Annotated in this window: 19 protein-coding genes and 1 pseudogene; 15 read left to right on the top strand and 5 right to left on the bottom strand. The window is 72.9% G+C overall.

The window, feature by feature from the left end; all coding sequences use genetic code 11:
- The first annotated feature begins 284 nt into the window (after nucleotides 1-284).
- From nrdR to ACFWMZ_RS15215, 4 genes are all read left to right on the top strand, one after another.
- Nucleotides 285-797, top strand: a complete 513-nt coding sequence (gene nrdR, locus ACFWMZ_RS15230; protein WP_383175657.1) for a transcriptional regulator NrdR — start codon at nucleotides 285-287, stop codon at nucleotides 795-797.
- Nucleotides 798-936: 139 nt separating this feature from the next.
- Nucleotides 937-3,807, top strand: coding sequence for a vitamin B12-dependent ribonucleotide reductase (locus ACFWMZ_RS15225; RefSeq protein WP_383175660.1), 2,871 nt, complete (start codon nucleotides 937-939; stop codon nucleotides 3,805-3,807).
- A 176-nt stretch (nucleotides 3,808-3,983) separates the two neighbouring features.
- Nucleotides 3,984-4,682: a formylglycine-generating enzyme family protein gene (locus tag ACFWMZ_RS15220; RefSeq protein WP_383201880.1), complete on the top strand. Its 699-nt coding sequence runs from the start codon at nucleotides 3,984-3,986 to the stop codon at nucleotides 4,680-4,682.
- Between the two features lie 102 nt (nucleotides 4,683-4,784).
- A complete protein-coding gene (locus ACFWMZ_RS15215) occupies nucleotides 4,785-5,561 on the top strand; it encodes a nucleotidyltransferase domain-containing protein (protein WP_383201877.1) in 777 nt (258 codons plus the stop codon).
- Between the two features lie 24 nt (nucleotides 5,562-5,585).
- On the opposite strand, the gene ACFWMZ_RS15210 is transcribed toward ACFWMZ_RS15215, so the two are convergent.
- On the bottom strand, nucleotides 5,586-6,185 hold the full coding sequence (locus tag ACFWMZ_RS15210; protein WP_383175669.1) for a TerD family protein: 600 nt from the start codon (nucleotides 6,183-6,185) through the stop codon (nucleotides 5,586-5,588).
- A gap of 154 nt (nucleotides 6,186-6,339) precedes the next feature.
- Between ACFWMZ_RS15210 and ACFWMZ_RS15205 the strand changes: the two genes are divergently transcribed.
- From ACFWMZ_RS15205 to ACFWMZ_RS15195, 3 genes are all read left to right on the top strand, one after another.
- Nucleotides 6,340-6,945, top strand: coding sequence for a YdbC family protein (locus ACFWMZ_RS15205; RefSeq protein ID WP_383175672.1), 606 nt, complete (start codon nucleotides 6,340-6,342; stop codon nucleotides 6,943-6,945).
- A gap of 188 nt (nucleotides 6,946-7,133) precedes the next feature.
- The gene (locus ACFWMZ_RS15200) at nucleotides 7,134-7,793 is read left to right on the top strand and encodes a histidine phosphatase family protein (protein WP_383175675.1); all 660 of its coding nucleotides are present in this window, start codon (nucleotides 7,134-7,136) and stop codon (nucleotides 7,791-7,793) included.
- Between the two features lie 13 nt (nucleotides 7,794-7,806).
- Nucleotides 7,807-8,715 (top strand): ADP-ribosylglycohydrolase family protein, encoded by a 909-nt coding sequence (locus ACFWMZ_RS15195; RefSeq protein ID WP_383175678.1) that lies wholly within the window; start codon nucleotides 7,807-7,809, stop codon nucleotides 8,713-8,715.
- A gap of 70 nt (nucleotides 8,716-8,785) precedes the next feature.
- Here the strand turns inward: ACFWMZ_RS15195 and ACFWMZ_RS15190 are convergent, their stop codons facing one another.
- On the bottom strand, nucleotides 8,786-9,070 hold the full coding sequence (locus ACFWMZ_RS15190; protein ID WP_383175681.1) for a hypothetical protein: 285 nt from the start codon (nucleotides 9,068-9,070) through the stop codon (nucleotides 8,786-8,788).
- A 369-nt stretch (nucleotides 9,071-9,439) separates the two neighbouring features.
- Here ACFWMZ_RS15190 and ACFWMZ_RS15185 point away from each other — a divergent pair, with 369 nt between their 5' ends.
- The 3 genes from ACFWMZ_RS15185 to ACFWMZ_RS15175 all read left to right on the top strand — a co-directional run bounded on the left by ACFWMZ_RS15185 (nucleotide 9,440) and on the right by ACFWMZ_RS15175 (nucleotide 13,033).
- Nucleotides 9,440-11,227, top strand: coding sequence for a DUF4173 domain-containing protein (locus ACFWMZ_RS15185; RefSeq protein WP_383201874.1), 1,788 nt, complete (start codon nucleotides 9,440-9,442; stop codon nucleotides 11,225-11,227).
- A gap of 417 nt (nucleotides 11,228-11,644) precedes the next feature.
- Complete coding sequence (locus ACFWMZ_RS15180) at nucleotides 11,645-12,346, top strand: ribonuclease HII (protein ID WP_383175687.1); 702 nt, start codon at nucleotides 11,645-11,647, stop codon at nucleotides 12,344-12,346.
- Nucleotides 12,347-12,412: 66 nt separating this feature from the next.
- Nucleotides 12,413-13,033, top strand: coding sequence for a hypothetical protein (locus ACFWMZ_RS15175; protein WP_383175690.1), 621 nt, complete (start codon nucleotides 12,413-12,415; stop codon nucleotides 13,031-13,033).
- A gap of 232 nt (nucleotides 13,034-13,265) precedes the next feature.
- Here ACFWMZ_RS15175 and ACFWMZ_RS15170 read toward each other — a convergent pair whose 3' ends face one another.
- Entirely contained in the window at nucleotides 13,266-13,871 is a 606-nt protein-coding gene (locus ACFWMZ_RS15170; RefSeq protein WP_383175692.1) for a hypothetical protein, read from the bottom strand.
- 424 nt (nucleotides 13,872-14,295) lie between these two features.
- Here ACFWMZ_RS15170 and ACFWMZ_RS15165 point away from each other — a divergent pair, with 424 nt between their 5' ends.
- Nucleotides 14,296-16,455 carry a DEAD/DEAH box helicase gene (locus ACFWMZ_RS15165; RefSeq protein WP_383201871.1) on the top strand — a complete coding sequence of 720 codons (2,160 nt, stop codon included), beginning with the start codon at nucleotides 14,296-14,298 and terminating at the stop codon, nucleotides 16,453-16,455.
- A 283-nt stretch (nucleotides 16,456-16,738) separates the two neighbouring features.
- On the opposite strand, the gene ACFWMZ_RS15160 is transcribed toward ACFWMZ_RS15165, so the two are convergent.
- A complete protein-coding gene (locus ACFWMZ_RS15160) occupies nucleotides 16,739-17,956 on the bottom strand; it encodes a serine hydrolase domain-containing protein (protein ID WP_383201934.1) in 1,218 nt (405 codons plus the stop codon).
- 324 nt (nucleotides 17,957-18,280) lie between these two features.
- Nucleotides 18,281-18,515: pseudogene (locus ACFWMZ_RS15155) on the bottom strand (recombinase RecQ); the annotation flags it as partial.
- A 154-nt stretch (nucleotides 18,516-18,669) separates the two neighbouring features.
- On the opposite strand from ACFWMZ_RS15155, the gene ACFWMZ_RS15150 reads away from it, so the two are divergent.
- From ACFWMZ_RS15150 to ACFWMZ_RS15135, 4 genes are all read left to right on the top strand, one after another.
- Nucleotides 18,670-20,241, top strand: coding sequence for a DUF4192 family protein (locus ACFWMZ_RS15150; RefSeq protein WP_383201868.1), 1,572 nt, complete (start codon nucleotides 18,670-18,672; stop codon nucleotides 20,239-20,241).
- 630 nt (nucleotides 20,242-20,871) lie between these two features.
- The gene (locus ACFWMZ_RS15145; RefSeq protein ID WP_383175714.1) at nucleotides 20,872-21,636 is read left to right on the top strand and encodes an NUDIX domain-containing protein; all 765 of its coding nucleotides are present in this window, start codon (nucleotides 20,872-20,874) and stop codon (nucleotides 21,634-21,636) included.
- Between the two features lie 424 nt (nucleotides 21,637-22,060).
- Nucleotides 22,061-23,002, top strand: a complete 942-nt coding sequence (locus tag ACFWMZ_RS15140; RefSeq protein ID WP_383175717.1) for a FadR/GntR family transcriptional regulator — start codon at nucleotides 22,061-22,063, stop codon at nucleotides 23,000-23,002.
- Between the two features lie 753 nt (nucleotides 23,003-23,755).
- Complete coding sequence (locus tag ACFWMZ_RS15135) at nucleotides 23,756-25,297, top strand: RNA polymerase sigma factor (protein ID WP_383201865.1); 1,542 nt, start codon at nucleotides 23,756-23,758, stop codon at nucleotides 25,295-25,297.
- The last annotated feature ends 245 nt before the right edge of the window (nucleotides 25,298-25,542 follow it).

The following is a 25,542-nucleotide window of genomic DNA, read 5'->3' as shown; positions in this document are numbered from 1 at the left end:
CGTGGCGGCGCGCGTCCGGCTCCGGGAACGGCTCGCGCGGCTTTCCCGGGCGGTGTGCGGTGGCCTCTGCGGAGGTGTGCGTCCGGGTTCCGCGGGCGACACGCCATAGGGAGTACTTTCCCTCCAGACACCAGATCTAGTGGTGAGACGGAAGAGAGTGCCCACAAGTTGTGGTGCCGGTGATTCAGGCAGTGGTTCATCGCCTATGCTGGAGCCTGCTTCGAGGGGCCCCCGCGGTCCCGGTGAGCCACTGAGTCGTGCTGTGAAGGAGGGTTCGGAGTCTCATGCACTGCCCCTTCTGCAGGCACCCCGACAGCCGTGTCGTGGACAGTCGCACCACCGACGACGGAACGTCGATCAGGCGTCGCCGTCAGTGCCCCGACTGCTCCCGGCGGTTCACGACCGTGGAGTCCTGCTCGCTGATGGTGGTCAAGCGCAGCGGCGTGACCGAGCCCTTCAGCCGGACCAAGGTCATCAACGGCGTCCGCAAGGCGTGCCAGGGCCGGCCGGTCACGGAGGACGCGCTCGCCCAGCTCGGGCAGCGCGTCGAAGAGGCGCTGCGGGCCACCGGCAGCGCGGAGCTGCCCACGCACGACGTGGGGCTCGCCATACTGGGCCCGCTCCAGGAGCTGGACCTCGTGGCCTACCTGCGGTTCGCCTCGGTCTACCGGGCGTTCGACTCGCTGGACGACTTCGAGACCGCCATCACCGAGCTGCGGGCGCAGGGGCGCGGCGGGACGCAGGCCGGCGGCGAGCGGGAGCCGGGGGTCCCGGTCCCCGTCACGGCCACCGACTGAGTGGCCCGGGCCGCCGATTTCCCGGCGGCGGGAGAACGATGTGGCCGGGCGCTTCGGCGGCGCCCGGAAGACAAGACAGACCGTGCGGCAGGGAAGCTCTGCGCACTTTTGGGTGTTTCACCCAGATATGGGAGGCGGCATGACAGAGACGGCGAGCGGCCCGGCACGAGGTTCCCGCACGAAGGGTTCCAAGGCCAAGGGCCTGCGTATCGAGCGCATCCACACGACGCCCGGCGTGCACCCGTACGACGAGGTTCAGTGGGAGCTTCGTGACGTCGTCATGACCAATTGGCGCGACGGCTCGGTCAACTTCGAGCAGCGTGGCGTCGAGTTCCCCGACTTCTGGTCGGTGAACGCGGTCAACATCGTCACCAGCAAGTACTTCCGCGGGGCCGTCGGCACCCCGCAGCGCGAGACGGGGCTCAAGCAGCTCATCGACCGCATCGTGAAGACGTACCGCAAGGCCGGCGAGGAGAACAGCTACTTCGCCTCCCCCGCCGACGCGGAGATCTTCGAGCACGAGCTGGCCTACGCGCTGCTGCACCAGATCTTCAGCTTCAACTCCCCGGTGTGGTTCAACGTCGGCACGCCCCAGCCGCAGCAGGTCTCGGCCTGCTTCATCCTCTCCGTCGACGACTCCATGGAGTCGATCCTCGACTGGTACAAGGAAGAGGGCATGATCTTCAAGGGCGGCTCCGGCGCCGGCCTGAACCTCTCCCGCATCCGCTCCTCCAAGGAGCTGCTCTCCTCCGGCGGCAACGCCTCGGGCCCGGTCTCCTTCATGCGCGGCGCCGACGCCTCCGCAGGAACGATCAAGTCCGGTGGCGCCACCCGCCGCGCGGCCAAGATGGTCATCCTCGACGTCGACCACCCCGACATCGAGGACTTCATCCAGACCAAGGTCAGCGAGGAGGAGAAGATCCGCGCCCTGCGCGACGCGGGCTTCGACATGGACCTGGGCGGCGACGACATCACGTCCGTCCAGTACCAGAACGCCAACAACTCGGTCCGCGTGAACGACGAGTTCATGAAGGCCGTCGAGGCCGGCTCCTCCTTCGGCCTGCGGGCCCGCATGACCGGCGAGGTCATCGAGGAGGTCGACGCCAAGTCCCTCTTCCGCAAGATGGCCGAGGCCGCCTGGGCCTGCGCCGACCCCGGCATCCAGTACGACGACACCATCAACGCCTGGCACACCTGCCCGGAGTCGGGCCGCATCAACGGCTCCAACCCGTGCAGCGAGTACATGCACCTGGACAACACCTCGTGCAACCTGGCCTCGCTCAACCTCATGAAGTTCCTCAAGGACGACGGCAAGGGCAACCAGTCCTTCGAGTCCGAGCGGTTCGCCAAGGTCGTCGAGCTGGTCATCACCGCGATGGACATCTCCATCTGCTTCGCCGACTTCCCCACCCAGAAGATCGGCGAGAACACCCGCGCCTTCCGCCAGCTCGGCATCGGCTACGCCAACCTCGGCGCCCTGCTGATGGCGACCGGCCACGCCTACGACTCCGACGGCGGCCGCGCCCTGGCCGGAGCCATCACCTCGCTGATGACCGGCACCTCCTACCGCCGCTCCGCCGAGCTGGCGGCCGTGGTCGGCCCCTACGACGGGTACGCCCGCAACGCCGAGCCGCACCAGCGCGTCATGAAGCAGCACGCCGACGCCAACGCCAAGGCCGTGCGCACCGACGACCTGGACAACCCGGTCTGGGCCGCCGCCACCGAGGCGTGGCAGGACGTGGTGCGCCTCGGCGCCAAGCACGGCTTCCGCAACGCCCAGGCCTCGGTCATCGCCCCGACCGGCACCATCGGTCTGGCGATGTCCTGCGACACCACCGGCCTGGAGCCGGACCTGGCGCTGGTCAAGTTCAAGAAGCTCGTCGGCGGCGGCTCCATGCAGATCGTCAACGGCACCGTGCCGCAGGCGCTGCGCCGCATGGACTACTCCGAGGAGCAGATCGAGGCGATCGTCGCCCACATCGCCGAGCACGGCAACGTGATCGACGCCCCGGCCCTCAAGCCCGAGCACTACGAGGTCTTCGACTGCGCCATGGGCGAGCGCTCCATCTCCGCGATGGGCCACGTCCGGATGATGGCCGCGATCCAGCCGTGGATCTCCGGCGCCCTCTCCAAGACGGTCAACCTCCCGGAGTCCGCCTCCGTCGAGGACGTCGAGGAGGTCTACTTCGAGGCCTGGAAGCTGGGCGTCAAGGCGCTCGCGATCTACCGCGACAACTGCAAGGTCGGCCAGCCCCTCTCCGCCAAGAAGAAGGAGGAGGAGAAGGCCGAGATCGCCGAGCAGGCCGAGGACACCATCCGCGCCGCCGTGGAGAAGGTCGTCGAGTACCGCCCGGTCCGCAAGCGCCTCCCCAAGGGCCGCCCCGGCATCACCACCTCCTTCACGGTGGGCGGCGCCGAGGGCTACATGACGGCCAACTCCTACCCGGACGACGGTCTCGGGGAGGTCTTCCTGAAGATGTCGAAGCAGGGCTCGACCCTCGCGGGCATGATGGACGCCTTCTCCATCGCCGTCTCGGTCGGCCTCCAGTACGGTGTGCCGCTGGAGACGTACGTCTCGAAGTTCACCAACATGCGCTTCGAGCCGGCCGGCATGACCGACGACCCGGACGTGCGGATGGCGCAGTCGATCGTCGACTACATCTTCCGCCGCCTGGCGCTGGACTTCCTGCCCTTCGAGACCCGCTCCGCCCTCGGCATCCACTCCGCCGACGAGCGCCGCCGCCACCTGGAGACCGGCTCCTACGAGCCCGCCGAGGAGGAGCAGGCCGAACTGGCCGCGCCCGCCCCGGCCGTCTCCGCCCCGGCGACGGGCACCGAGGTCCCGCAGGCCAAGCCCGAGCAGCAGGCCCACACCTCGGCCGAGCTGGTCGAGATGCAGCTGGGGATCAGCGCGGACGCGCCGCTCTGCTTCTCCTGCGGCACGAAGATGCAGCGCGCCGGTTCCTGCTACATCTGCGAGGGCTGCGGCTCCACCAGCGGATGCAGCTGACGACCGACCGGGCCGCGGCCCCGGACGCCCTGAGGAGCGTCCAGGGCTGAGGACCGGGTGAGAGGGCGCCGACCGCGAGGTCGGCGCCCTCTTCGGTTTCCCCGGTGCGGCGCACCGGCCACCGGATGCTCCCGTTCCGCCCCCGCGCGGCGACCGGACCGGGTAGGAAGGGGCACGTGACGAGCACCCGGGAAGAGACGAGGCCCGTGGCGGACCTGGACCGCCTGCTGCCGCTGCCGGCGGGCGAGGTCCTCCTGCGCGACGAGGCCGCCAGGACCGAGCGGGCCGTGGCCGTTCCGGCCTTCGAGCTCGCCTCCTGTCCGGTGACCCGGGAGCGGTACGCGGCGCTCACCGGCGCGGCCCCGGAGGGCCCCGGCGGACCGGCGGCCCCGGTCACCGAGGTCTCCTGGGCCGACGCCCTGCGCTACTGCAACCTGCTCTCGCAGGCTCTGGGCCTGCGCCCCTGCTACCGCATCGGCGACGGCCCGGACGCCCGCGACACCCGGTGGGACCAGGACGCCGACGGTTACCGCCTGCCGACCGAGGCCGAGTGGGAGTACGCCTGCCGCGCCGGTTCGGCGGACGTCCGGTACGGGCCGCTGGACGCCGTCGCCCGGTACCGCGGCAACTCCGGCGGCCGCCTCCACCCGGTGGCGACCCGGCAGCCGAACGCCTGGGGCCTGCACGACATGCTCGGCAACGTCTGGGAGTGGTGCTGGGACCTGTACGACCCCGAGGTTTACGGCCCCTACCGGGTGTTCCGGGGTGGCGGCTGGCAGGACGAACCCCGCGGCGTCCGCGCCGCCTGCCGCCGCAAGAGCCACCCGACCCTGCGCATCGACGACCTCGGCTTCCGGCTGGCCCGGTCGGTCTGAACCCCCCGGCGCCCGGCGGCCGTCGCTCCCCGACGCGCACGCCGGGCGCATGGTCAACCCCGTTCCGCTCCCGCAGGCCGGGGCGCGCGGCAGCATGGCCCCATGACGACGCCCGAGACCCGCCCCGCACCCGCCCACGACCCCGCCGCCTCCGCTCTTCGCCTGGTCGAGGCCCGCTACGGCGACGGCCTCGCCGCGGTGCTCGGCGGTTCGGCGGCCGGAGGGCGGTTCACGGCCCGCAGCGACCTGGACATCGCCGTGCTGCTGCCCGACGACGGACGCGACCGCAGGGAGACCGTCCACCACGAGGGCCGCAGCGCCGAGGTCTACCTGCACACCCCCGACGACCTGCGGAGGCTCTTCGCGGAGGGCCGCGCCAACCGCCGCGCCACCATGGCCTTCCTCTACGCCGACGCCGTCCCCCTGCACGACCCGCACGGCCTCGCCGCCGGCTGGCGCCGTGAGGCCCGCGAACTGATCGAGGCCGGCCCCGGCCCGCTGACCGACGCCGAACGCGACGACAGCCGCTACCTGCTCACCGACCTCGCCGAGGACCTGGCCGACACGGAGGCGCCCGGAGCGGACCCGTACGAGCAGCTCGCCCTGGCCGACCGGACCCTGCGTGAGGCCGCCCACCTGCTCAGCGCCGTGCGCGGCGCCTGGAGCGGCGCGGGCAAGTGGCTCCCGCGCAGACTGCGGACGGCCGCCCCGGTCCTCGGTGCGGCCCTCCTCGACGGCCACCTCGCCGTCGCCCGGCGCACCGATCCAGATCCCCTGTGCGCCGCCGCTGCCGCCGTGCTCGGCCTCGCGGGCGGCCCGCTCCGTGAGGGCCTCGTCCACCTCCGGGGCGCGAGCGGCCCCGGCACCGCCGGAGGCTGACCGGGGCGGCCGGGCGGGGCGCGCTCAGACGCTGACGCCGCCCATGAGCTGTGCGAAGGCGTCCGGGTCGGCGTCGGCGAAGCCCTGCACGGCGCGCCGCAACTGCCACGTGCCGGACTCGTTCCGCCGGAAGACCGCGATGGTCGCCGCCGTGGCCTCGCCGACCTCCGCGAAGTCGTAGGTGGCGAGGGTGTCGTACTCCTCGACGATCTCCGCCTCGGTGCGGGGTATGCCGGCGAAGGTCTTCTCGCCGGTGCGCTGCTGGATGGCGACGCCGATGACGATGCGGTCGAGCCGCTGCGACATCCGCTCGAACTCCAGGCTCATCACCTCGTCGAAGCCGAGGCCCTGGCCGGTGCGGCTCTCCCGCTGCAGGTGGATGGTGCCGTCGGGGGAGCGGGCGTCGAAGTGGACCAGGTGGTCGGGGGAGCCGTGGGGGTCGTCCGAGGAGAAGACGGCCGCGATCAGGTCGAGGTCGTGGGCGGTCTCGCCGAGCGGGCTCGGGTCCCACTTCAGGCGAATCTCGATCGTCCCCAGATTCTTGTTGGGCGTGCTCATCGCGGTCCTTCCCCCTGTGACATACCCCTGTGGCCCTTCTCGGCGCCGGAATCCCCATCGTGTCACGCCGGTCTGACACGGTGTCGGGGATCCCTATGCCCCGCTTCCCCGGACCGGAAGCCTCCACGCCTGCGAACGGGTGCGCGAGGCGCGGAAGTTCGGCCACCCGTGCTTCGCGCGCGGGGCCCTGCGCGGGCGCCTGGGCCCGTACGATGGCGCGGTGCTGGTCAAGTGGACGCGTTGCACCGTGAAGGACCGCCGGGGATTCGAGCGGGGGCAGCGCAAGTGGGCGGGGCTCCCGGGGGAGCCGGGGTTCCTGGGACAGGGGGGCGGGTGGAGCCGGTCACGGCCGGACGTGGTCCACGTGTTCGCCTTCTGGGAGAGCCGCGCCTTCTACGACTCCTTCATGGCCCGCTCCCACGACCGGCTCGCCGCCTCGCAGTCCGGCACCTTCACCGGGGCGCGGGTGCGCCTCTTCTCGTACCGCTTCGACGTGAAGACGGGGTTCGAGCCGCGGTTCACCGAGGCGGACGTCGTGCGGGTGGCGCACTGCCGGGTCCGGCCCGGCCGGGTCGACAACTTCGCGCTGATGCAGGAGAAGGTCTGGAACCCGGCCATGGCGGGCTCACCCGGCATGGTCCGCGGACTCTTCGGCGAGGCGCCCGGTGACGAGTTCCTGATCCTCTCCATGTGGCAGGCGGCCGCCGAGCACGGCAAGTACCGCACCGAGCGCATCGAGCGGCTCTCCCTACGGGCCCGTACGGCGGCCGACGTCTCCGCCCTGACCGGCGCCGTCGTCGACCTCGAACCGTCCTGGACGGTCTAGGGGCTGTCTGACAAATCCTGTGCGGTGTCCGCGGTGTCCGGTGCGGCGAGAGTGCGTGCCGGGCCCCGTGGGCGCCGTGCGGGATCTGTCAGACAGCCCCTAGGGGGCGCCCGCCCGGGGACCGCGCGCCCACGACGCGCCGGTGCCCCGGCCGCCGCCGCCCGGCGGGGCCGAACTAGGGTTTGCCCATGGTCCGACCGCGACGCATCGTCCTCGTCCGGCACGGCGAATCGGTGGGCAACGCCGATGACAGCGTGTACGAGCGCCAGCCCGACCACGCGCTCCCGCTCACCGCGAGAGGGCGTGCCCAGGCCGTCCAGGCGGGCGGCCGGCTCCGCGAGCTGTTCGGCCGCGAACGCGTCAGCGTCTACGTCTCGCCCTACCTCCGCACCCACCAGACCCTCACCCACCTGGGCCTGGACCCGCAGGTCGTCCGGGTCCGCGAGGAGCCCCGCCTGCGTGAGCAGGACTGGGGGAACTGGCAGGAACGCGACGACGTACGCCGGCAGAAGGCGTACCGCGACGCGTACGGGCACTTCTTCTACCGTTTCGCGCAGGGCGAGTCCGGGGCCGACGTGTACGACCGGGTGGGGGCGTTCCTGGAGAGCCTCTACCGCAGCTTCGAGTCGCCCGACCATCCGCCCAACGTGCTGCTGGTGACCCACGGCCTCACCATGCGGCTGTTCTGCATGCGCTGGTTCCACTGGACCGTGGCCGAGTTCGAGTCGCTCTCCAACCCGGACAACGGCGAGCTGCGCGTCCTGGAGCTCGGCGACGACGGCCGCTACCGCCTCGACCGGCCCTTCGACCGCTGGCGGGAACCGGAGCCCTACGGACGCACCGGCTAGAGTGAAGAGCGCGATGACCGCTGACACGAACCCCGACCCGCGCGTCGCCCGCGCCCTGGCCTCTCTGCGCGGAGTGGCCGTCGGCGACGCCCTCGGCGCCCAGTTCTCCCACCCCGGCAGCCATCCCCTCCTGCGCCGCCGACGGCTCCCCGACGGGCCGTGGCGGTGGACCGACGACACCGAGATGGCCGCCTCCGTGGTCGCCTCGCTCGCCGCCGACCACCGGATCGACCAGGACGGCCTGGCCACCGCCTTCGCCCGCCACCACGACCCCACCCGCTCCTACGGCCGGGGCACCGACTGGCTGCTGGAGCAGATCAGGGGCGGCGGTGACTGGCGCGACCTGTCGGCTGCGATGTTCAGGGGCCACGGCTCCTGGGGCAACGGCGCCGCCATGCGCGTCGCCCCGCTCGGCGCCTGGTACGCGGGCGACCCCGAGCAGGCCACCCACCAGGCCGAGATCTCCGCCTACCCCACCCACCAGCACCGGGAGGCGGTCGTCGGGGCCATGGCGGTTGCCGCGGCCGCCGCGCTCGCCGGCGGCCCGGCCGGGCCGCCGGACGGGCGGACACTGCTGGACGGCGTACTGGAGCTGGTGCCGCGCAGCGCCGCCGAGGCGGGGCTGCGGCGCGCCCGCGACATGCTCGACTACCGCGACGCGGGCACGGTCGCCGCCGTCCTGGGCTGCGGTCGCCGCTCCACCGCCCACGACACGGTGCCGTTCGCCCTCTGGTCGGCCGCGCGCGGCCTGGACGACTACGAGGCCGCCTTCTGGCGCACCGCCCAGGTCGGCGGGGACATCGACACCACCTGCGCCATCGTCGGCGGCATCCTCGCAGCGGCGGGCGCGGCCCCGCCCGCCGAATGGGCCGAACGGACCGAGCCGCTCCCGGGATGGCTGGACGAGGCACTCGGGGCGTAGCGCCGCCGACGGCGCGGGGAGCGGCTTCCGTTCCCCCTGCCGCGCCCGCGCACGCCCGGCAGCGCCCGGGTCAGCCGATGTACACGCTGCTGCCCGCCGTCACCACGGCACGGCCCCCGGCCGGCACCTGATGGACGACCTGTCCCTCGCAGTTCGGGCCGGAGAGGACCAGCGCCAACGAGTCGGTGTCGTTGACCAGGAGCGAGTCGGCCTGTCCCTGGACCGGGTAGCAACCCTGTGGGTTCGCGTACTGGTCCCAGCCGATGGTGAGCGTGCCCTGGGCGGCGAGCGCCGGGGAGGCGGGTGCGACGAGGACTGCGGCGGACAGGGCGAGGGCGGCGGTCAAGCGGCGCATGCGGCACTCCGAGCGTGGTCGAGCGGGGCCTGCCCCCGCTGCCCGAAAGGTGCCCGCCCCGATACGGAACCACCTGCCGACCAGGAGGATCGCCCCTTGGGGGCGACGCACGGGACACCTGTACGTGGGTCGGCGCCTGGACTCCCGCCGCGCAGCTCCCCCTCCCGCCCGCCCGGGAAGTGTCACGGTCATGCCACAACGCGGTCCTGACCGGGGCGCACGCCCCGACCCTGGCTAGCCTGCCCTCACGCGCCCGGACGAGCACGTCGGCCGCGACGAACGATCGCCGGTTCCGGCGCGCCCCGTCCTCCCTCGCGTTCGCGCCGGAGCCGAACGGCCGCTGCTCCGGGCCGGCCGGGAGGGGGACCCGTGTCGGACGGGGTCGAGGAGAACGAGGGGCAGAGACGCTCCGGGGGGTCGGCGCGGCCGGAGGAGCGGGGTGTGCCAGAGGCGCGCGCCGGGGGAGGCCCCACTGCCGCCACCGGTGCGGAGGGCGAGCCGAAAGCACTGGCGAAGACGGGCGCCGGTGCTGAACAGGACGACGGGGGCGCCGGGCCCGACGCGGCGGCGGGGGACACCGCGCCCGGTGCGGAGCCTGTCCCGGACGAGGCCGACGCCGGCACACCCGACGCCGACGGCCCCGCCACCGAGGGCAGCGGCGTCCGCTACGAGAAGCTTCCCGGCCCGCCCCCGCCGCTGCTGGACAAGGTCCGCGCCGCGCCTCCCGCTCCCGTCGGCACGGCGACGCTCGTCGCCGCCGCCGCCACCGGCCTGCTGAGCGCGCTCCTGCTCGGCGAGGGCCTCGCCGTCAACGCCCTGATCATGGCCCTCCCGCTCGCCGCCGCGGCCTGGTTCGCCGCCCGGCGGGCGGGCCGCCGTCCGCGTCCGGCGTCGCTCGGCTGGGGTGCGGGCGGGCTGGCGCTGCTGGCCGTACCGGTGTGGAGCGACGCCGAATGGCCTTCGCTGCTGGCGCTGTTCGCCGCGGTGGGGCTGGGGGCGCTGGCGCTGCACGGGTGCCGCACCTGGTCCGGGGTGCTGCTGGCGCCGTTCGGCCTCCTCACCTCGGCGCGCCGGGCGCTGGGCTGGGGCTGGCGCGGGGTGCGTGCGCGGGCCTCGGGCGGCGACAAGGACCTCGGGTCGCTGCTGCGGTCGGTGCTGGTCGCGGTGGTCCTGCTGGTGGTCTTCGGCGGGCTGTTCGCCGCCGCCGACCGGGCCTTCGCCGACCTCCTCGGCAGCCTCGTCCCGGACATCGGCGCCTCCGGTGTGCCGTGGCGGGCGGTGCTCGCCGTGCTGGCCGCGGCCGCCGCGCTGGCCGTCGCCCACACGGCGGCCGCCCCGACCCGGTGGGACGGGCTGGGCCCCGGTCCCGGCCGCGCCCGGGGACGCGTCGAGTGGGCCCTGCCGCTGGTCCTCCTCGACCTGCTCTTCGCCGCCTTCGTCGCGGTCCAGGCCGCCGTGCTGCTGCGCGGGGAGGACGCGGTGCGCGCCAGCAACGGCATGACCTACGCCGAGTACGCCCGGGAGGGCTTCTGGCAGCTCCTCTTCGCCACCGTGCTGACCCTCGCCGTCATCTGCGTCGCCGTCCGCGTCGCGCCCCGCTCGGGTCCGCGCGACAAGACCCTGGTCCGCGCCGTCCTCGGCACGCTCTGCCTGCTCACCCTGATCGTGGTCGCCTCGGCGGTCCGCCGCATGGACCTGTACATGGACGAGTACGGGCTGACCCGTCTCAGGCTCACCGTCGTCACCATGGAACTGTGGCTCGGCGCCGTGGTCCTGCTCATCATCGCGGCCGGCGTCCTCGGCGCCCGGCTGCTGCCCCGCGCCGTGGTGGCCTCGGGCGCGGTGGCGGTCCTCGCCTTCGGCCTGGCCTCGCCCGACGAACTGATCGCCGAGAGCAACGTGGCCGCGCACCACGAGGGCCGCACGCTCGACCTCGCCTACCTCTCGGGACTCTCCGCCGACGCCGTCCCGGCCCTGGACCGCCTCGACGAACCGCAGCGCTCCTGCGCCCTGCGCTCCGTCGCGGTCGAGGACACCCCCTGGTACGCGACCAGCGTCAGCCAGGCCCGCGCCCGCGAGATCCTGACGGCCCGCCCCGTCCAGGACCACCCCTGCCGCGACCTCCTCACCGACGACGTCTACCCTTCCGTCCGCTGACCACCCTCCCACCACACTTTGCATACGTGACCAACGCCCCCTCTTCCGACCGGCCCCCACGCCCCGCCCGCCCCCAGCCCCCGAAGACGTCCCGCGGACTCCCGGAACGCGCCGACCGCCAGAGTCAATCGGCCTGACTTACCAGCGAGTTTGCGGAGGGTTCGGAGTCTTCCGGGGGTGCGGGTGTCTTCGTCACCGCCGCCGCCGTGCTGGTGGAGGGCGCTCCAGCCGGAGTACGCTCGATGTGCGGGAGCGAAGGCCATGACCAGTGCACGGAGGGACCGCCGGAAGGATGCGCCGTCCGTCCGCGCCGGGGTGCGCGGGCGGAGGCGCGAGGGCCCCGGACACCCGGGATCCGGACAAGGGGAGGAGCCGGGGTGTCCTCCCCGGAACGGGCGGCGTACGCTGTCTGGCGCCATGCCGTACGAATCACCCACGCACACCGTCGAGCGGTCCTTGCGCGCCACGACCGGGGCCAAGATCGTTGCCGGTGTCGACGAAGTGGGGCGCGGGGCCTGGGCCGGCCCGGTCTCCGTCTGCGCCGCCGTCACCGGTCTGCGCAGGGCACCCGAAGGCCTCACCGACTCCAAGCTTCTCGCTCCGAAGCGGCGCACCGCGCTCGCCGGTGAGCTGGAGGGCTGGGTCACCGCCTACGCCTTCGGTCACTCCTCGCCGCAGGAGATCGACGACCTCGGGATGACCGCCGCCCTGCGGCTCGCCGCCGTGCGGGCCCTGGAGGGGCTGCCGGTCCGCCCGGACGCCGTGATCCTCGACGGGAAGCACGACTACCTCGGTGCGCCCTGGAAGGTCCGTACGGTCATCAAGGGGGACCAGTCCTGTGTCTGTGTCGCCGCCGCCTCGGTGCTCGCCAAGGTGCGCAGGGACGCCATGATGACGGAACTGGGCGTCGACCACGAGGACTTCTGCTTCGCGGACAACGCCGGATACCCCTCGCCCGCGCACCAGGCGGCGCTCGCGGAGCGGGGCCCCACCCCTTACCACCGGCTCTCCTGGTCGTATCTTGACGGGCTGCCGCAGTGGCAGCACCTCAAGAAGATCCGTGTGCCGGTACGCGGAAACGTCACGGAGATCAAGGGACAGCTCGGTTTCGATTTCTGATCTTTTCCGCACTTGTGTGCCACCCCCTCCCATGTCCTGTGTCGGCGTTTGATAAATGTCGTCCTTATGCCTCCCTTTCCCGAGGAGCCTCAGATTCACGAGAGTGCCCAGGGTCCCCGCACCACTCCGGCCAGCAGCCGCGTGGCGCCGACCCCTCGCCCCGTACCCGGACCGCGTTCCGCGGTACCGCCCCGTCCCGGCCCGCCCCGCCCCGCGCCGCCCGCTCAGCGGGCCGCCGGTGCGAAGCCCGGTCCGGCCCCCGCGCCCAAGCCTCCGACCGGCCCGTCCGGCACGGCGGGCGCCCCGCAGATCCAGCTCATCCCGGCCCCGGCCGACGGTGCTCTGGACGCCGCCGACGAGGCGGTCGACCTCCTCCTCGACTCCGGGCGCGCCCCGGCCGAGGTGCTGGTGCTGACCACCGGCGACCCCCACCCGTGGACCGCGCACGAACGGTCCTTCGGTGAGGACGCCTACTGGCGGCAGCAGGACGCGGCCGACGACGTCTTCTACGCCGACGGCGCCTGTGCCGACCAGGCCGAGCCCCGCCCCGTGGTGGTGGTCGCGGCCAACGGCGGCGCCGACGCCGTCAAGACGGTGCTCCCCGCGGCGCTCGGCCGGGCCCAGGCCCTGCTGATCGTCTGCGGCGACCCCCAGCAGATCAACTCCGTGCTGGGCGCGGGCGTCTGACGCCGAGCCCGGCGCCGGACCCCTCCGGCGCCGGGGCGGCGCTGCCCGCCCTCGAGCGCGTTCGCCTCCGGTCTCCGGCCGGCCGCCCGGACGCGACTCGGTCATGGCCGCTCACGCCCGGGCCAGACCGCCGACATGCCGACGGGCAGCCCTGACGACGGGTCCAGGCCCCGCACCGGGCACCGGTCGACCCTCGCGCCTGCGTGACGGCGGCCGCACGCCGCGGGACGCGTCAGCCCGTCCGCACCGTGCCCCTTTGCGCCGGGATCTCCCAACTCTCCTGCTCCGCCTGGTCGGACGCCGGTCCGACGCTCGGCCGACGCCCGCCCCGGTCCTCACCCAGGACCTGCCAGCCGTCCCCGGTGAGCGTGATGTACGCCCCGCAGCGCAGACCGTGCAGCGTGCACGCGTCCCGCAGCCCCCACATCCAGGCGCCGTCCTCCTCGGTCCAACGCCCCTCCCCGTCACGGCAGTGCAGCAGGACCGCCGTCCGCGCCGGTGAGCGCCGCCGCAGATCGTGCGGCACCACCCGGCGCAACTGGGCCAGCAGCGCGTTCCGGTAGACCCAGCCGTCGGTCGAGGCGGACCGGCGGGCGAACGAGGCGCTGGCGCACACCCGCTCCCGGTGGTCCAGCACCGCGACGACGGCCGTCGTCGCGGTGGGCCGGTGCAGCGCGTGCAGGCCGCCCACCACCTCGCGCGGGTCTCGCAGCAGGGGAATGCCCGCCGCGGCCCACTCCGCGGGCTGCAACGTCCGGGCAAGCCGGTTGGGGGAATCGGTGGGTATCGGCGGTCGGGACGTCGAAGCCGTCGCGGACGGAGCCAAGCCGAAGGTCACGGTCCTCCCTTCGGGTACGCGCCCACACTGCGGGCGAGGAGGTGACGAGGAGAGAGCGCACCGCGGCAGAGCCCTGCCGGACCATGCGAAGCCGCGGGGAGCGATGGCCATTCTTGCCGCCGCACCGGCCCGCGGCAACGAGCAATTGGAGGGGCCGACCGGTATCCGCCGATACGCCTTACCCATGTATGCCCAGCGCACAGCCGTCCGACGCGCGATCTCGCCCCTCGACAGCAAGGGCCAGCGGCGCCACCCGGCGGCTCCGGCCCGTCGCAGCAGCCGCAGGAACGCCATCCGGCACCGTCGGTCGTCGCGTACGCGCCCATCGCCTGCTGTGGGAGCCGTGGCGGACGCGGTCCTTGTACGCCTTCCGCCCTGCTGGGTGGATTCGCTGATTGTCGGCGCCGTCGGGTTGCATGGGGGTATGGACACCCTGGAACTGCGCACCGAAGCCGACGCCATCCTTGCTGAGCTGGTCGGCGCCCCGGGAGGGGCTGCCCGGCTGCGGGAGGACCAGTGGCAGGCGGTCGCGGCCCTCGTGGAGGAGCGCCGTCGTGCGCTGGTGGTGCAGCGCACCGGGTGGGGGAAGTCGGCGGTGTACTTCGTGGCGACTGCCCTGTTGCGTCGGCGTGGAGCCGGCCCGACGGTGATCATTTCGCCGCTGCTGGCGTTGATGCGTAACCAGGTCGAGTCGGCGGCGCGGGCAGGCATCAGGGCGCGCACCATCAACTCAGCCAATCCTGAGGAATGGGAAACGATCTACGGGGAGGTGGAGCGGGGGGAGACCGACGTTCTCCTGGTGAGCCCGGAGCGTCTCAATTCCGTGGATTTCCGCGATCAGGTGCTGCCGAAGCTGGCGGCGACGACGGGTCTGCTGGTGGTCGACGAGGCGCACTGCATCTCCGACTGGGGTCATGACTTCCGGCCTGATTACCGCCGGCTGCGCACGATGCTCGCGGAGTTGCCGGCGGGAGTGCCGGTCCTGGCCACGACGGCGACGGCGAACGCGCGGGTCACGGCGGACGTGGCGGAGCAATTGGGTACGGGCGGCGGGGACGCGCTGGTTCTCCGGGGGCCGCTGGACCGGGAAAGTCTGCGGCTGGGTGTGCTGGAGTTGCCGGATGCGGCGCACCGGTTGGCGTGGCTGGGGGAGCGGCTGGGGGATCTGCCGGGTTCGGGGATCGTCTACACGCTGACGGTGGCGGCGGCGGAGGAGGTCGCCGCGTTTCTGCGGCAGCGCGGATATCCGGTGGCCTCGTACACGGGTAAGACGGAGAACGCCGACCGGTTGCAGGCGGAGGAGGACCTGCTGGGCAACCGGGTGAAGGCGCTGGTCGCCACGTCCGCACTCGGGATGGGCTTCGACAAGCCGGACCTCGGCTTCGTGGTCCACCTGGGGTCGCCCTCGTCCCCGATCGCCTATTACCAGCAGGTGGGCCGTGCGGGGCGTGGCGTGGACCACGCTGACGTGCTGCTGCTGCCGGGGCGGGAGGACGAGGCGATCTGGGCGTACTTCGCTTCGGTGGGCTTCCCGCCCGAGGAGCAGGTGCGGCGGACGCTTTCGGTGCTGGAGGAGGCGGGGCGCCCGTTGTCGCTGCCGGCGCTGGAGCCGTTGGTGGATCTTCGGCGCTCGCGTCTGGAGACGATGCTGAAGGTCCTCGACGTGGACGGGGCGGTCAAGCGGGTCAAGGGTGGCTGGACCGCGACGGGGAAGCCGTGGGTGTACGACGCGGAGCGGTACGCCTGGGTGGCGAAGCAACGCGCGGCGGAGCAGCAGGCCATGCGGGACTACGTGGCGACCACCCACTGCCGTATGGAGTTCCTGCAACGGCAGCTCGATGACGAGAAGGCGGTTCCGTGCGGCCGCTGCGACAACTGCGCCGGCTCCTGGCTCGATCCAGCCGTCTCTTCCGCGGCCCTCGGGGCGGCGACGGGCGAGCTGGACCGGCCTGGCGTCGTGGTCGAGCCCCGCAAGATGTGGCCGACCGGCCTCGCCGCGGTCGGCATGGATCTCAAGGGCCGTATCCCTGCGGGGCAGCAGGCGGTGACGGGGCGTGCGCTGGGCCGGCTGTCGGACATCGGCTGGGGCAACCGCCTGCGCCCCCTCCTGTCGGCGCAGGCGGCGGACGGGCCGGTCCCGGACGACGTGCTGAACGCCGTCGTGACCGTGTTGGCGGACTGGGCCCGCTCGCCGGGTGGCTGGGCCGGCGGCTCGCCTGACGCGATGGCGCGGCCGGTGGGGATCGTGGCCATGCCCTCCCGCACCCGCCCCCAGCTGGTCGCCTCTCTGGCCGAGGGAGTGGCCCGTGTGGGCAGGCTCCCGCTCCTGGGCAGCCTGGCCTACACCCCGCACGCCGACGAGTTCGCCGCGCACCGCAGCAATTCCGCCCAGCGGCTGCGTGCCCTGGCCGACTCGTTCACCGTGCCCGACACGCTCACCGCCGCCCTGGCCGACGCCCCCGGCCCGGTCCTGCTCATCGACGACTACACGGACTCCGGCTGGACCCTGGCCGTCGGCGCACGCCTCCTGCGCCAGGCCGGAGCCGACCAAGTACTCCCCTTGGTCCTGGCTCTGGCCGGCTAGCCGCGAACGATGTCCTGGCGCCCCTCGGCTCGTTCCAGACGACGACCGCGGCGAGATCCTCGTGGCCCCGGCGCCGCTGTGAGCCGTTCCGCCTCCACGTCGAGCGGTGTCGGCTTACAAGCCCATGGGCAGGGGCGAAGTACGAGATCACGTGCGGAGGCGGGCCGTCACTCGTGCTGTGTGGTGGGGCTGGAGAGCAGCGGCAAGTCCTCGCCACTCGTGCTCGGACGGAGAGCTGGTGTCGGCGGTGAGTACGTGCGCGGTGGGTGGCGGCGACGAGCGGCTACTCGCAGATGGCGGTCTCCACCAGCTCCTGCACGTGCTGGTGCGCCTCCAGAATCCCTTCGGGCTCGGCGGCCACCGAGGCCGACAGCGCCGTGACAGCCACCGTGGCCGCGCGGCCGTCGTCCGTGACGCCGCCGAAGGTCTCGTAGCCGTGGATGGCGCCGCCGTGGCCCCACAGCTCGACACCGCAGGACAGGGGGGTGCGGAAGAGGCCCAGGCCGTACTCGGTGTTCGGCGTGGCGGAGCCTTCGGCGGCCGGGACCGTGGTCGTCATCTCCTTCAGCTCGGCGGCATCCAGCACCTCGCCGCCGAGCAGGGCGGAGAAGAAGCGGTTGAGGTCGCGCGGGGTGGTGACGAGCTGCCCGGCGGCCCATGCCTGAGACGGGTCGAGGCGGGTGATGTCCTCCAGCGGGCCGCCGGGGGTCGCGGAGGCGTAGCCCTTGGGGTGGGCGCCCCGGACACCGCGCTCGCCCGCCTTCGGCCAGTAGGTGTCCTTCAGGCCGAGGGGGCGGATGATCCGGTTCGTGATCTCCTCGCCGAAGGGGCGGCCCGTGACCTTTTCGACGAGCAGGCCCGCCAGGACGTAGTTGGTGTTGCTGTACTGCCACTTCGCGCCGGGCTCGAACACGGCCTTCTCGCTCAGAGCGAGGTCGAGCATCTCGCGCGGGTTGTAGTACGTGTCGCGGATCTCGAACGGGTTCGGGTCCAGCGACTGGGTGTAGTCGGGCAGGCCACTGGTGTGCTGGAGGAGGTTCCGCACAGTGATCCGTGTCCCGTCGATGCCCTCACCGCGCACCAGACCCGGCAGGTACGTCCCGATCGGTTCGTCCAGGTCCACCTTGCCCTCTCCGGCCAACTGGAGCACGACCGCCGAAGTGAAGGACTTGGTGTTGCTGCCGGCCCGGACCTGGCCGTTCACCGGCACGGCCGCGCCGGTCTCCAGGTCACCGGTGCCGGCCGTGTGGTCGCGGACGCGTCCGTGGCGTCCCTCGACGGCGGCCAGTACGGCGGGGAAGCCGTCTTCGTGCACCAGGTTCCTCGCGCCCTCGTTCACGGCGTCGGGGTGACCGGCACGGTCCGGGGCGCTGTAGGCCGGGGAGCCGCTCACAGCGAGGCCGCCGCCCAGGACCGCCAGTGCGGCGACCACCGACAACACGCGGCGGCCGCGCTGCTTCGCCGGCTTGTTCTGGGCGGAGGTGCGAAGACGAACGGACACGGAGTTTCCTTCCAACAGGGCTGTTCTGGCGACTCCTTGAGCATGTCGCGGGCCGGTCGCCCGCTCGATGGCGCCAGCCTGCTGAAACGGGGTGCGGCTAGCCCCACCCCGGCCGTGAGGGTTTCCGTAGCGTTCCGCCCCTCGACCGAGTGCTCGCGTTCGGCGCCGGGGCCCGGCGGGCAGGCCGCGTCGGTACCACCCGCCTGAAAACCCCTCACTCTGCGACGGCGGCACCCTTGTGGGCGGCGTCGAGGAGGGATGTGCCGTGACCCAGACCGAGGACTCGGGGCATGCGGTGAGCTGCCCGGTGTCGGCTTCGTGACCGATCACGGCCGGACCGGCACCTGGGCAGGCAGCAGCACCGTCGCCACGAAGAACACCACCGACTTGCCCCAGCCGGTTCGGCGCACGACCAGCACCCGGCGGCCCTCCGCCACCAGTGCCTCGATGGCGCGCACTGGTCCTCCCGCAGCTCGGCGGCGCCCGTCGGGTCGCCCACCAGCCGGGCGAGGACGGAGTCGGCCGTGGTCGGCAGCTCCGCGTTGCTCGTGGCCCCCATGCAACCCGATGGGTCGGACAATCCGCGAACAGGCCCGGCGAGCCTGTGGGCGACCGCCCCGATGTGGACAACCCGCCGGATGTGGACAATTCCGCCACCCGCTTCTGTCCACAGGCTCCGGCGGCGGTCCCCGGACCGCGGCAGAGTCGGCGGCATGAGCGATCACACGAACACCACGCCCGCCGATTCCGACGAGCCCCGCATCACCGTCCGCAGCCACACCGAGCTGGCCGACGCCCTGCCGTACCTCCTCGGCTTCCAACCCGACGAGAACCTCGTCCTCGTCGCCGTCCACGGATCAGGAGGCCGCTTCGGCGGCCGGGTCCGGGTCGGCATCCCCACCGACCCCGCGGACTGGCCGGCGATCGCCGACGTCCTCACCGACGCTCTCGTCACGGGCAGCGCCCGCCGCCTCGGCACACCCGACGCCATCGTCGCCTTCCTCTGCCGCGAACCGGGTCCCGGCGAGACCGGCGCCACCGTCATGGAGGCGCTGCGCCCCCTCGCCCAGCACGTCCGGCTCGCCGCCGGTGCGCGCGACGTGCCGGTGGTGGAGGCCATCTGCCTCTCCGACCACCGCTGCTGGTCCTACTGCTGCCCCGACCCTGTCTGCTGCCCGGCGGAGGGGACACCCCTGACACCGCCCGGCACCTCGGTCCTCGCCGCGGCCGCCGTCTACGCAGGCGTCGCCGTCCGCGGGAGCCTGCGCGCCATGGAGCGCCGCCTGCTCCCGCCGGACGACGGCGGCGACCCCGCCTGGACGACCGCCCTGGACGGGGCCTGCTCCCACCTGCTGCCCCGGCTGCTGGACGACGACGAGGGACCCGTCGTAGGCGAGCAGACCCTGACGGTCGCCGCCGGTCTCATCACCAGGCTCCTCCAACTCCCCGAGGTACGGGACCCGAAGGAAGCCGACGCCCGCGACGACCGCGCGATCGGCCTCGACGAGGCAGCCGCCGTGATCGTGGGCCTTCAGGACCGGGAGACCCGCGACCGGGCCGCCGAATGGATGGAAGGCCCCCTGGCCCCACCCGCTCTGCGCCTGTGGCGCGCCCTCGCCCGACGCTGCTCCGGGGCCTACGACGAGTACGCGGCCGGCCCCCTCGCGCTCGCCGGATGGGTGGCCTGGTCGACAGGCGACCCCGCGGAGGCGCGTGTCGCACTCGCCCTGGCACTGCGGGCCGACCCCGACTACACCTTCGCACTCCTCCTCCACCACGCGTGCAACGAAGGGCTGGCCGCCGAGTCGATCCGTCGCGTCCTACGCAGGGCGGGCAAGGACCGGCGTCTCGCGGCCACCCGGGTGGCCGAGAAGGTGCGGACGCCCGGGCCGGGACGCCGCGGAAGCGGACCGTCGGCTCAGCGCCGGACGGTTCCCCTGCCTTCGGCTCTGAGGTGGCCCGGCCGACGGCCGCGGCCTTCAGCCTCCGGGGCGGAAGGCGGGAATGCTCCGGACCGGGGAGCTCCCGCGGCGCGTGCTTCACAGCAGGGAAGGGACGCCCGGCCGGGCAGCAGCGGCAGCGCGGGCTCGCTGAGGCAGACGGGCGCCGGGCGCCCGCCTCTTCCGGTACGCCCGCGGGGCGGGCGCCCTGGAGCCGGGCCGGGCGGGCCTCGGGGTCCGTACGGGGCGGCCCCCGGCCGGGGGCCGAGCGGGCGGCTGCCCCTGCGGAGCTCACGGCCTACCCGCCGCCCGCAGGGCGGTCGACCGCCCAGGGGGCGGCGGTGACGGGGGCGTCCGGCGGGGGTGTGCGTGGGCGGTCTGCGATGCGGGGGAGGCCGTTGGCGTGGAGGAGCAGGCGGAGGCTCGCCGAGGCGTGGTTGTGGCTGCGGGGCGTGGGGGTGGCGGGGCGTTCGGGGCGGGGAAGGGGCGCCGCAGGGGGTGGGTTCGGTTCCGGGCGGGGGCGGTGTGGCGCCGGAGAAGGTGTTTGCAGTGTCGTCGACGCGGCTTGAGGGCGTGGGCGAGAAGGGAGTGAGGTGAGTTGGCCTGCGGCGTCGGGACGTTCGGGGCTTGGCTGAGCATTCGCGTTGATGGCTTGGGCTGTCGTGGTCTGTCGTGGGCTGTGATCGGCGTCGGGGCCGCTGTGTGGTCCCGACGCCGGGAGCCAGGGAGTTTCGGCTGGGCCCAGCGGATCGAGTTGGCGGGGACGGCCGGGGCCGGGGTGTCGTAAGCGCGCGAGCCCCAGTGACGCCCGACACTTCCTCGCCCCGTAGGCCCGCGACTGGTTCACCCGCACGCTCACCGATCTCCCCGCCTGAGCCACGGTGCCGCCCCCAAGCACGAAAGCGCGCCATCCGTACCCGGCGCAGCCTCCGCGAACAGGCTGTTTATCGTCAGGCAGACGACTATGATCCACCCATGCCCCCCTACGACCCGTCGGCCTTCCCGCCGTTCGCCGTCACTGTCGATCTGGTCGTCCTCACCGTGCGCAAGCACGCCCTCTGCGCCCTCGTGGTGCGGCGGGGCGAGGCCCCGTTCCAGGGGCGGTGGGCGCTGCCCGGCGGTTTCGTCCGGCCCGACGAGGACCTGTCCACGGCCGCGGCCCGCGAACTCACCGAGGAGACCGGGCTCTGTGCCCACACCGCCGAGGCGCCGACCGCCGAGAACGGCGCGCACCTCGAACAGCTCGCCACCTACGGCGATCCCGACCGCGACCCCCGGATGCGGGTGGTCAGCGTCGCGCACCTGGCCCTCGCCCCCGACCTGCCCGCGCCGCGGGCCGGCGGCGACGCCCGGCACGCGCGGTGGTCCCCGGTCGAGGAGCTGCTGGGGACGACGGCCGGCGGCCGCCGCACGGAGCTTGCGGCCGAACCTCTCGCCTTCGACCACGGCGCCATCCTGGGGGACGGGGTGGAGCGGGCCCGTTCGAAGATCGAGTACTCCTCCCTCGCGACGGCCTTCTGCCCGCCCGAGTTCACCGTCGGCGAGCTGCGCAGGGTCTACGAGGCGGTCTGGGGCGTCGTCCTCGACCCGCGCAACTTCCACCGCAAGGTGACCGGTACGCCCGGCTTCCTGGTTCCCACCGGAGGGACCACGACCCGGCAGGGAGGGCGCCCCGCCCAGCTCTTCCGGGCGGGCGGCGCCACCCTGCTCAACCCGCCGATGCTGCGCCCCGAGGTCTGAACCTCCGTCGCCGGCAGGCCGCCCGTGGCCCGGCTGCCGGGGACACGGCGGCCCTTGGGGGAGCGTCGGCCCGGCCGTCGCCACCCCTCGTACGCCCGTGCGTCCAACGGCCCTTCGTGCGAGCGCCGTCGTGCGCGCCGGGCGCGATCTGCGCTGTCGTACAAGGCGGTTGTGACACCCCTGGAGCGACCTGGGGGAGCGGGCCTCCCGAGTGGGCGGGAAGGCGCGGACAACCTGCGGATATCACCGTCATGTTGTCGTTCAGGGCTCTGTCCTGCACGTATCCCGTGCGGATCTGTTCGTGTGGTGTCCGCGGGATGACAGATTCCGATCGGTCGGGAGGGCAAGTCCGAGGTCGGGCAGGGGTGTTCGGGCTCGTTCGGCGGGGCGTCAAGGGCCATGAGGTGAGCGATCACCCTTTCGTGTGCTTTTCACCAAAGACCTCAAGGGAGTTGGAACCGACGCCGACAAAGGTTCCGTGACTACCCTTGCGCACTCCATGATGACCACCGCCCGTTCCGCCGACTCCAGCCTCGCGGGACCGGCCGAACTCGACCGCTACCCCTACGCGGAGGTGCCCGGGCCCGAGAGGAGCGCCACGGCCTGGGAGGGCGCCGATTCGGATCTGGGCAGGGCCGTGCGGCGCCCGACCAGCAACCGGGGCCGGGGTCTTCACGGTCAACTCGTCCAGCAGCTCGGCCAGATGATCGTCTCCGGCGATCTCGGCGCCGACCGGCCCCTGGTGCCCGAGGAGATCGGGCAGCGTTTCGAGGTGTCCCGCACCGTCGTCCGGGAATCCCTGCGCGTGCTGGAGGCCAAGGGGCTGGTGAGCGCCCGTCCCAACGTCGGCACCAGGGTCCGCCCGGTCAGCGACTGGAACCTCCTCGACCCCGACATCATCGAATGGCGCGCCTTCGGCCCGCAGCGCGAGGACCAGCGCCGCGAGCTCGGCGAACTGCGCTGGACGATCGAGCCGCTCGCCGCCCGCCTCGCCGCGGGCCACGGCCGCGAGGACGCCCAGCAGCGGCTCGCGGACATGGTCGACATCATGGGGCACGCCCTGGGCCAGGGCGACCTGATGACCTTCTCCCGCGCCGACGCCGAGTTCCACGGACTGCTGATCCAGCTCGCGGGCAACCGGATGCTGGAGCACCTCTCCGGCATCGTCTCCGCCGCCCTCCAGGTCTCCGGCGGCCCGGCCACCGGCTGCGACCGGCCGAACGAGACCTCCCTCGGGCACCACGCCCGCATCATCGACACCCTCGCCGAGGGCGACGGGGCGGCCGCCGAGCACGCCATGCGCCAGCTCCTCACCGCCCACCCCGAGGTGGAGCGGGTCGTCCCCGGGCCGCGCGAGCAGCACTGAACCCCTCCCGGCCGATGGCGCGCCCCTCGCCGCCTCCCTCCGGTCCGCCGGAGCCGACCAGCCCCCGGCCCGCCCGGCCGGCCACCCCGCCGGACTCGTCTCGCGCGGGGAGGCCGGCACCGGCCGCCCCTCGGTCGAAGAGGCTCGCACTGCCCACGCCCGATGGCCGGGACCCGGCCTTGTGAGCCTCGGCCGTACGGGCTCCGGCCCCCGCCTCCGCCTCCGGACGGTCCCACGGAAACGTTCCCCCGGCCCCTGGCACCCGGCCCACCGCCGAGGCGCCAGGGGCCGGGCGTGTGACGCGTGGGCGTGCGACGCGTAAGGGACGTGACGCGCAGGGAAGAGGGAGGCCCCGTACGCCGTTGTGGAAGGGCCGGGCGGCGCGGGAAGCGCTCGCCGGCTGCTCCGAGCCTTCCCGTCCGAAGGGGCAGTAGCCTGCTCAGCCTCCTGACAGCGACGCGTCACTCCCGGCCTCGCACCTCACGGAATCTTGATGTCACCCTCTGTCGCTATTCGGAGATTTTTGACCGATATAGGGGTGTGACTCGGGCCACGTGGATTGGGCGTAACGCTCGACCGGGCAGCGCGATGACCTAAGAGGTGATAGCCGAGGAGGGAACGCGGTCGTCGTTCGCGACGCTGTAACCCTCACCGGTCCCGCAGCGCCCCCGGCCCAACCCAGCCGTGGGTCGTCGGCTCTCGTCCTTCACCCAGGACAGGAGTCGGAAGCCGTTTTTTCAACGTTCCGAGAGGTTGTTCGTGTCGGCCAGCACATCCCGTACGCTCCCGCCGGAGATCGCCGAGTCCCAGTCTGTGATGGCGCTGATCGAGCGGGGAAAGGCTGATGGGCAGATCGCCGGCGACGACGTGCGTCGTGCCTTCGAAGCTGACCAGATCCCGGCCACTCAGTGGAAGAACGTTCTGCGCAGCCTCAATCAGATCCTCGAGGAAGAGGGTGTGACGCTGATGGTCAGTGCCGCGGAGCCCAAGCGCGCCCGGAAGAGCGTCGCGGCGAAGAGCCCGGCGAAGCGCACCGCCACCACCAGGACGGTGGCCGCCAAGGCGGCCCCGGCGAAGAAGAGCGCCCCCGCGGCCGCGCCGTCGGACGAGGAGTCCGACGAGGCGCCCGTGAAGAAGGCGACGGCCAAGAAGGCCGCCGCCAAGAAGACGGCGAAGAAGGCGACGGCGAAGAAGACCGCCGCCAAGAAGACCGCGGCCAAGAACGTCGTCGACGAGCTGCTCGACGAGGAGGCCGAAGAGAAGCCCACCACCGGCAAGCCGGGCGAGGAAGGCGCGCCCGAGGGCACCGGCGGCGAGAGCCAGGGCTTCGTCCTGTCCGACGACGACGAGGACGACGCGCCCGCGCAGCAGGTCGCGGCCGCCGGCGCCACGGCCGACCCGGTCAAGGACTACCTCAAGCAGATCGGCAAGGTCCCCCTCCTCAACGCCGAGCAGGAGGTCGAACTCGCCAAGCGCATCGAGGCCGGCCTGTTCGCCGAGGACAAGCTCGCCAACGCGGACAAGATCGCCCCGAAGCTCAAGCGCGAGCTGGAGATCATCGCCGAGGACGGCCGCCGGGCCAAGAACCACCTGCTGGAGGCCAACCTCCGCCTCGTGGTCTCGCTGGCCAAGCGCTACACCGGCCGCGGCATGCTCTTCCTGGACCTGATCCAGGAGGGCAACCTCGGTCTGATCCGCGCGGTCGAGAAGTTCGACTACACCAAGGGCTACAAGTTCTCCACGTACGCCACCTGGTGGATCCGGCAGGCGATCACCCGCGCCATGGCCGACCAGGCCCGCACCATCCGCATCCCGGTGCACATGGTCGAGGTCATCAACAAGCTGGCCCGCGTCCAGCGCCAGATGCTCCAGGACCTGGGCCGCGAGCCCACCCCGGAGGAGCTGGCCAAGGAACTCGACATGACCCCCGAGAAGGTCATCGAGGTCCAGAAGTACGGCCGCGAGCCCATCTCCCTGCACACCCCGCTCGGCGAGGACGGCGACAGCGAGTTCGGTGACCTCATCGAGGACTCCGAGGCGGTCGTCCCGGCGGACGCGGTCTCCTTCACCCTGCTCCAGGAGCAGCTCCACTCCGTCCTCGACACGCTCTCCGAGCGTGAGGCGGGCGTGGTCTCGATGCGGTTCGGTCTCACCGACGGTCAGCCGAAGACTCTCGACGAGATCGGCAAGGTCTACGGCGTGACGCGTGAGCGCATCCGCCAGATCGAGTCGAAGACCATGTCGAAGCTGCGCCACCCGTCCCGCTCGCAGGTCCTGCGCGACTACCTCGACTAGGAGGGTGTCTGACAGATCCCGCACGGCGCCCGAGGCGCCCGGCACGCACTCCCGCGTACCGGACACCGCGGACACCGCACAGGATCTGTCAGACACCCGTAGGACCCGGCCCGGCCCGGACTCGTCGGGAAAGGGGCCCTTCGGAGCCACCCACGTGGGTGGCTCCGAAGGGCTGCTTTCATCGTCCCGCGGGCGTCGTGTGCGCGCCCGGTCGGTCCGTCCCGGGCCCGGCTCGCACGGGCGGC

Origin of the sequence: Streptomyces sp. NPDC058373 (assembly GCF_042723275.1) — a bacterium.
Taxonomy (GTDB): Bacteria; Actinomycetota; Actinomycetes; order Streptomycetales; family Streptomycetaceae; genus Streptomyces.
This window is presented reverse-complemented; position numbering and strand designations above follow the sequence as displayed.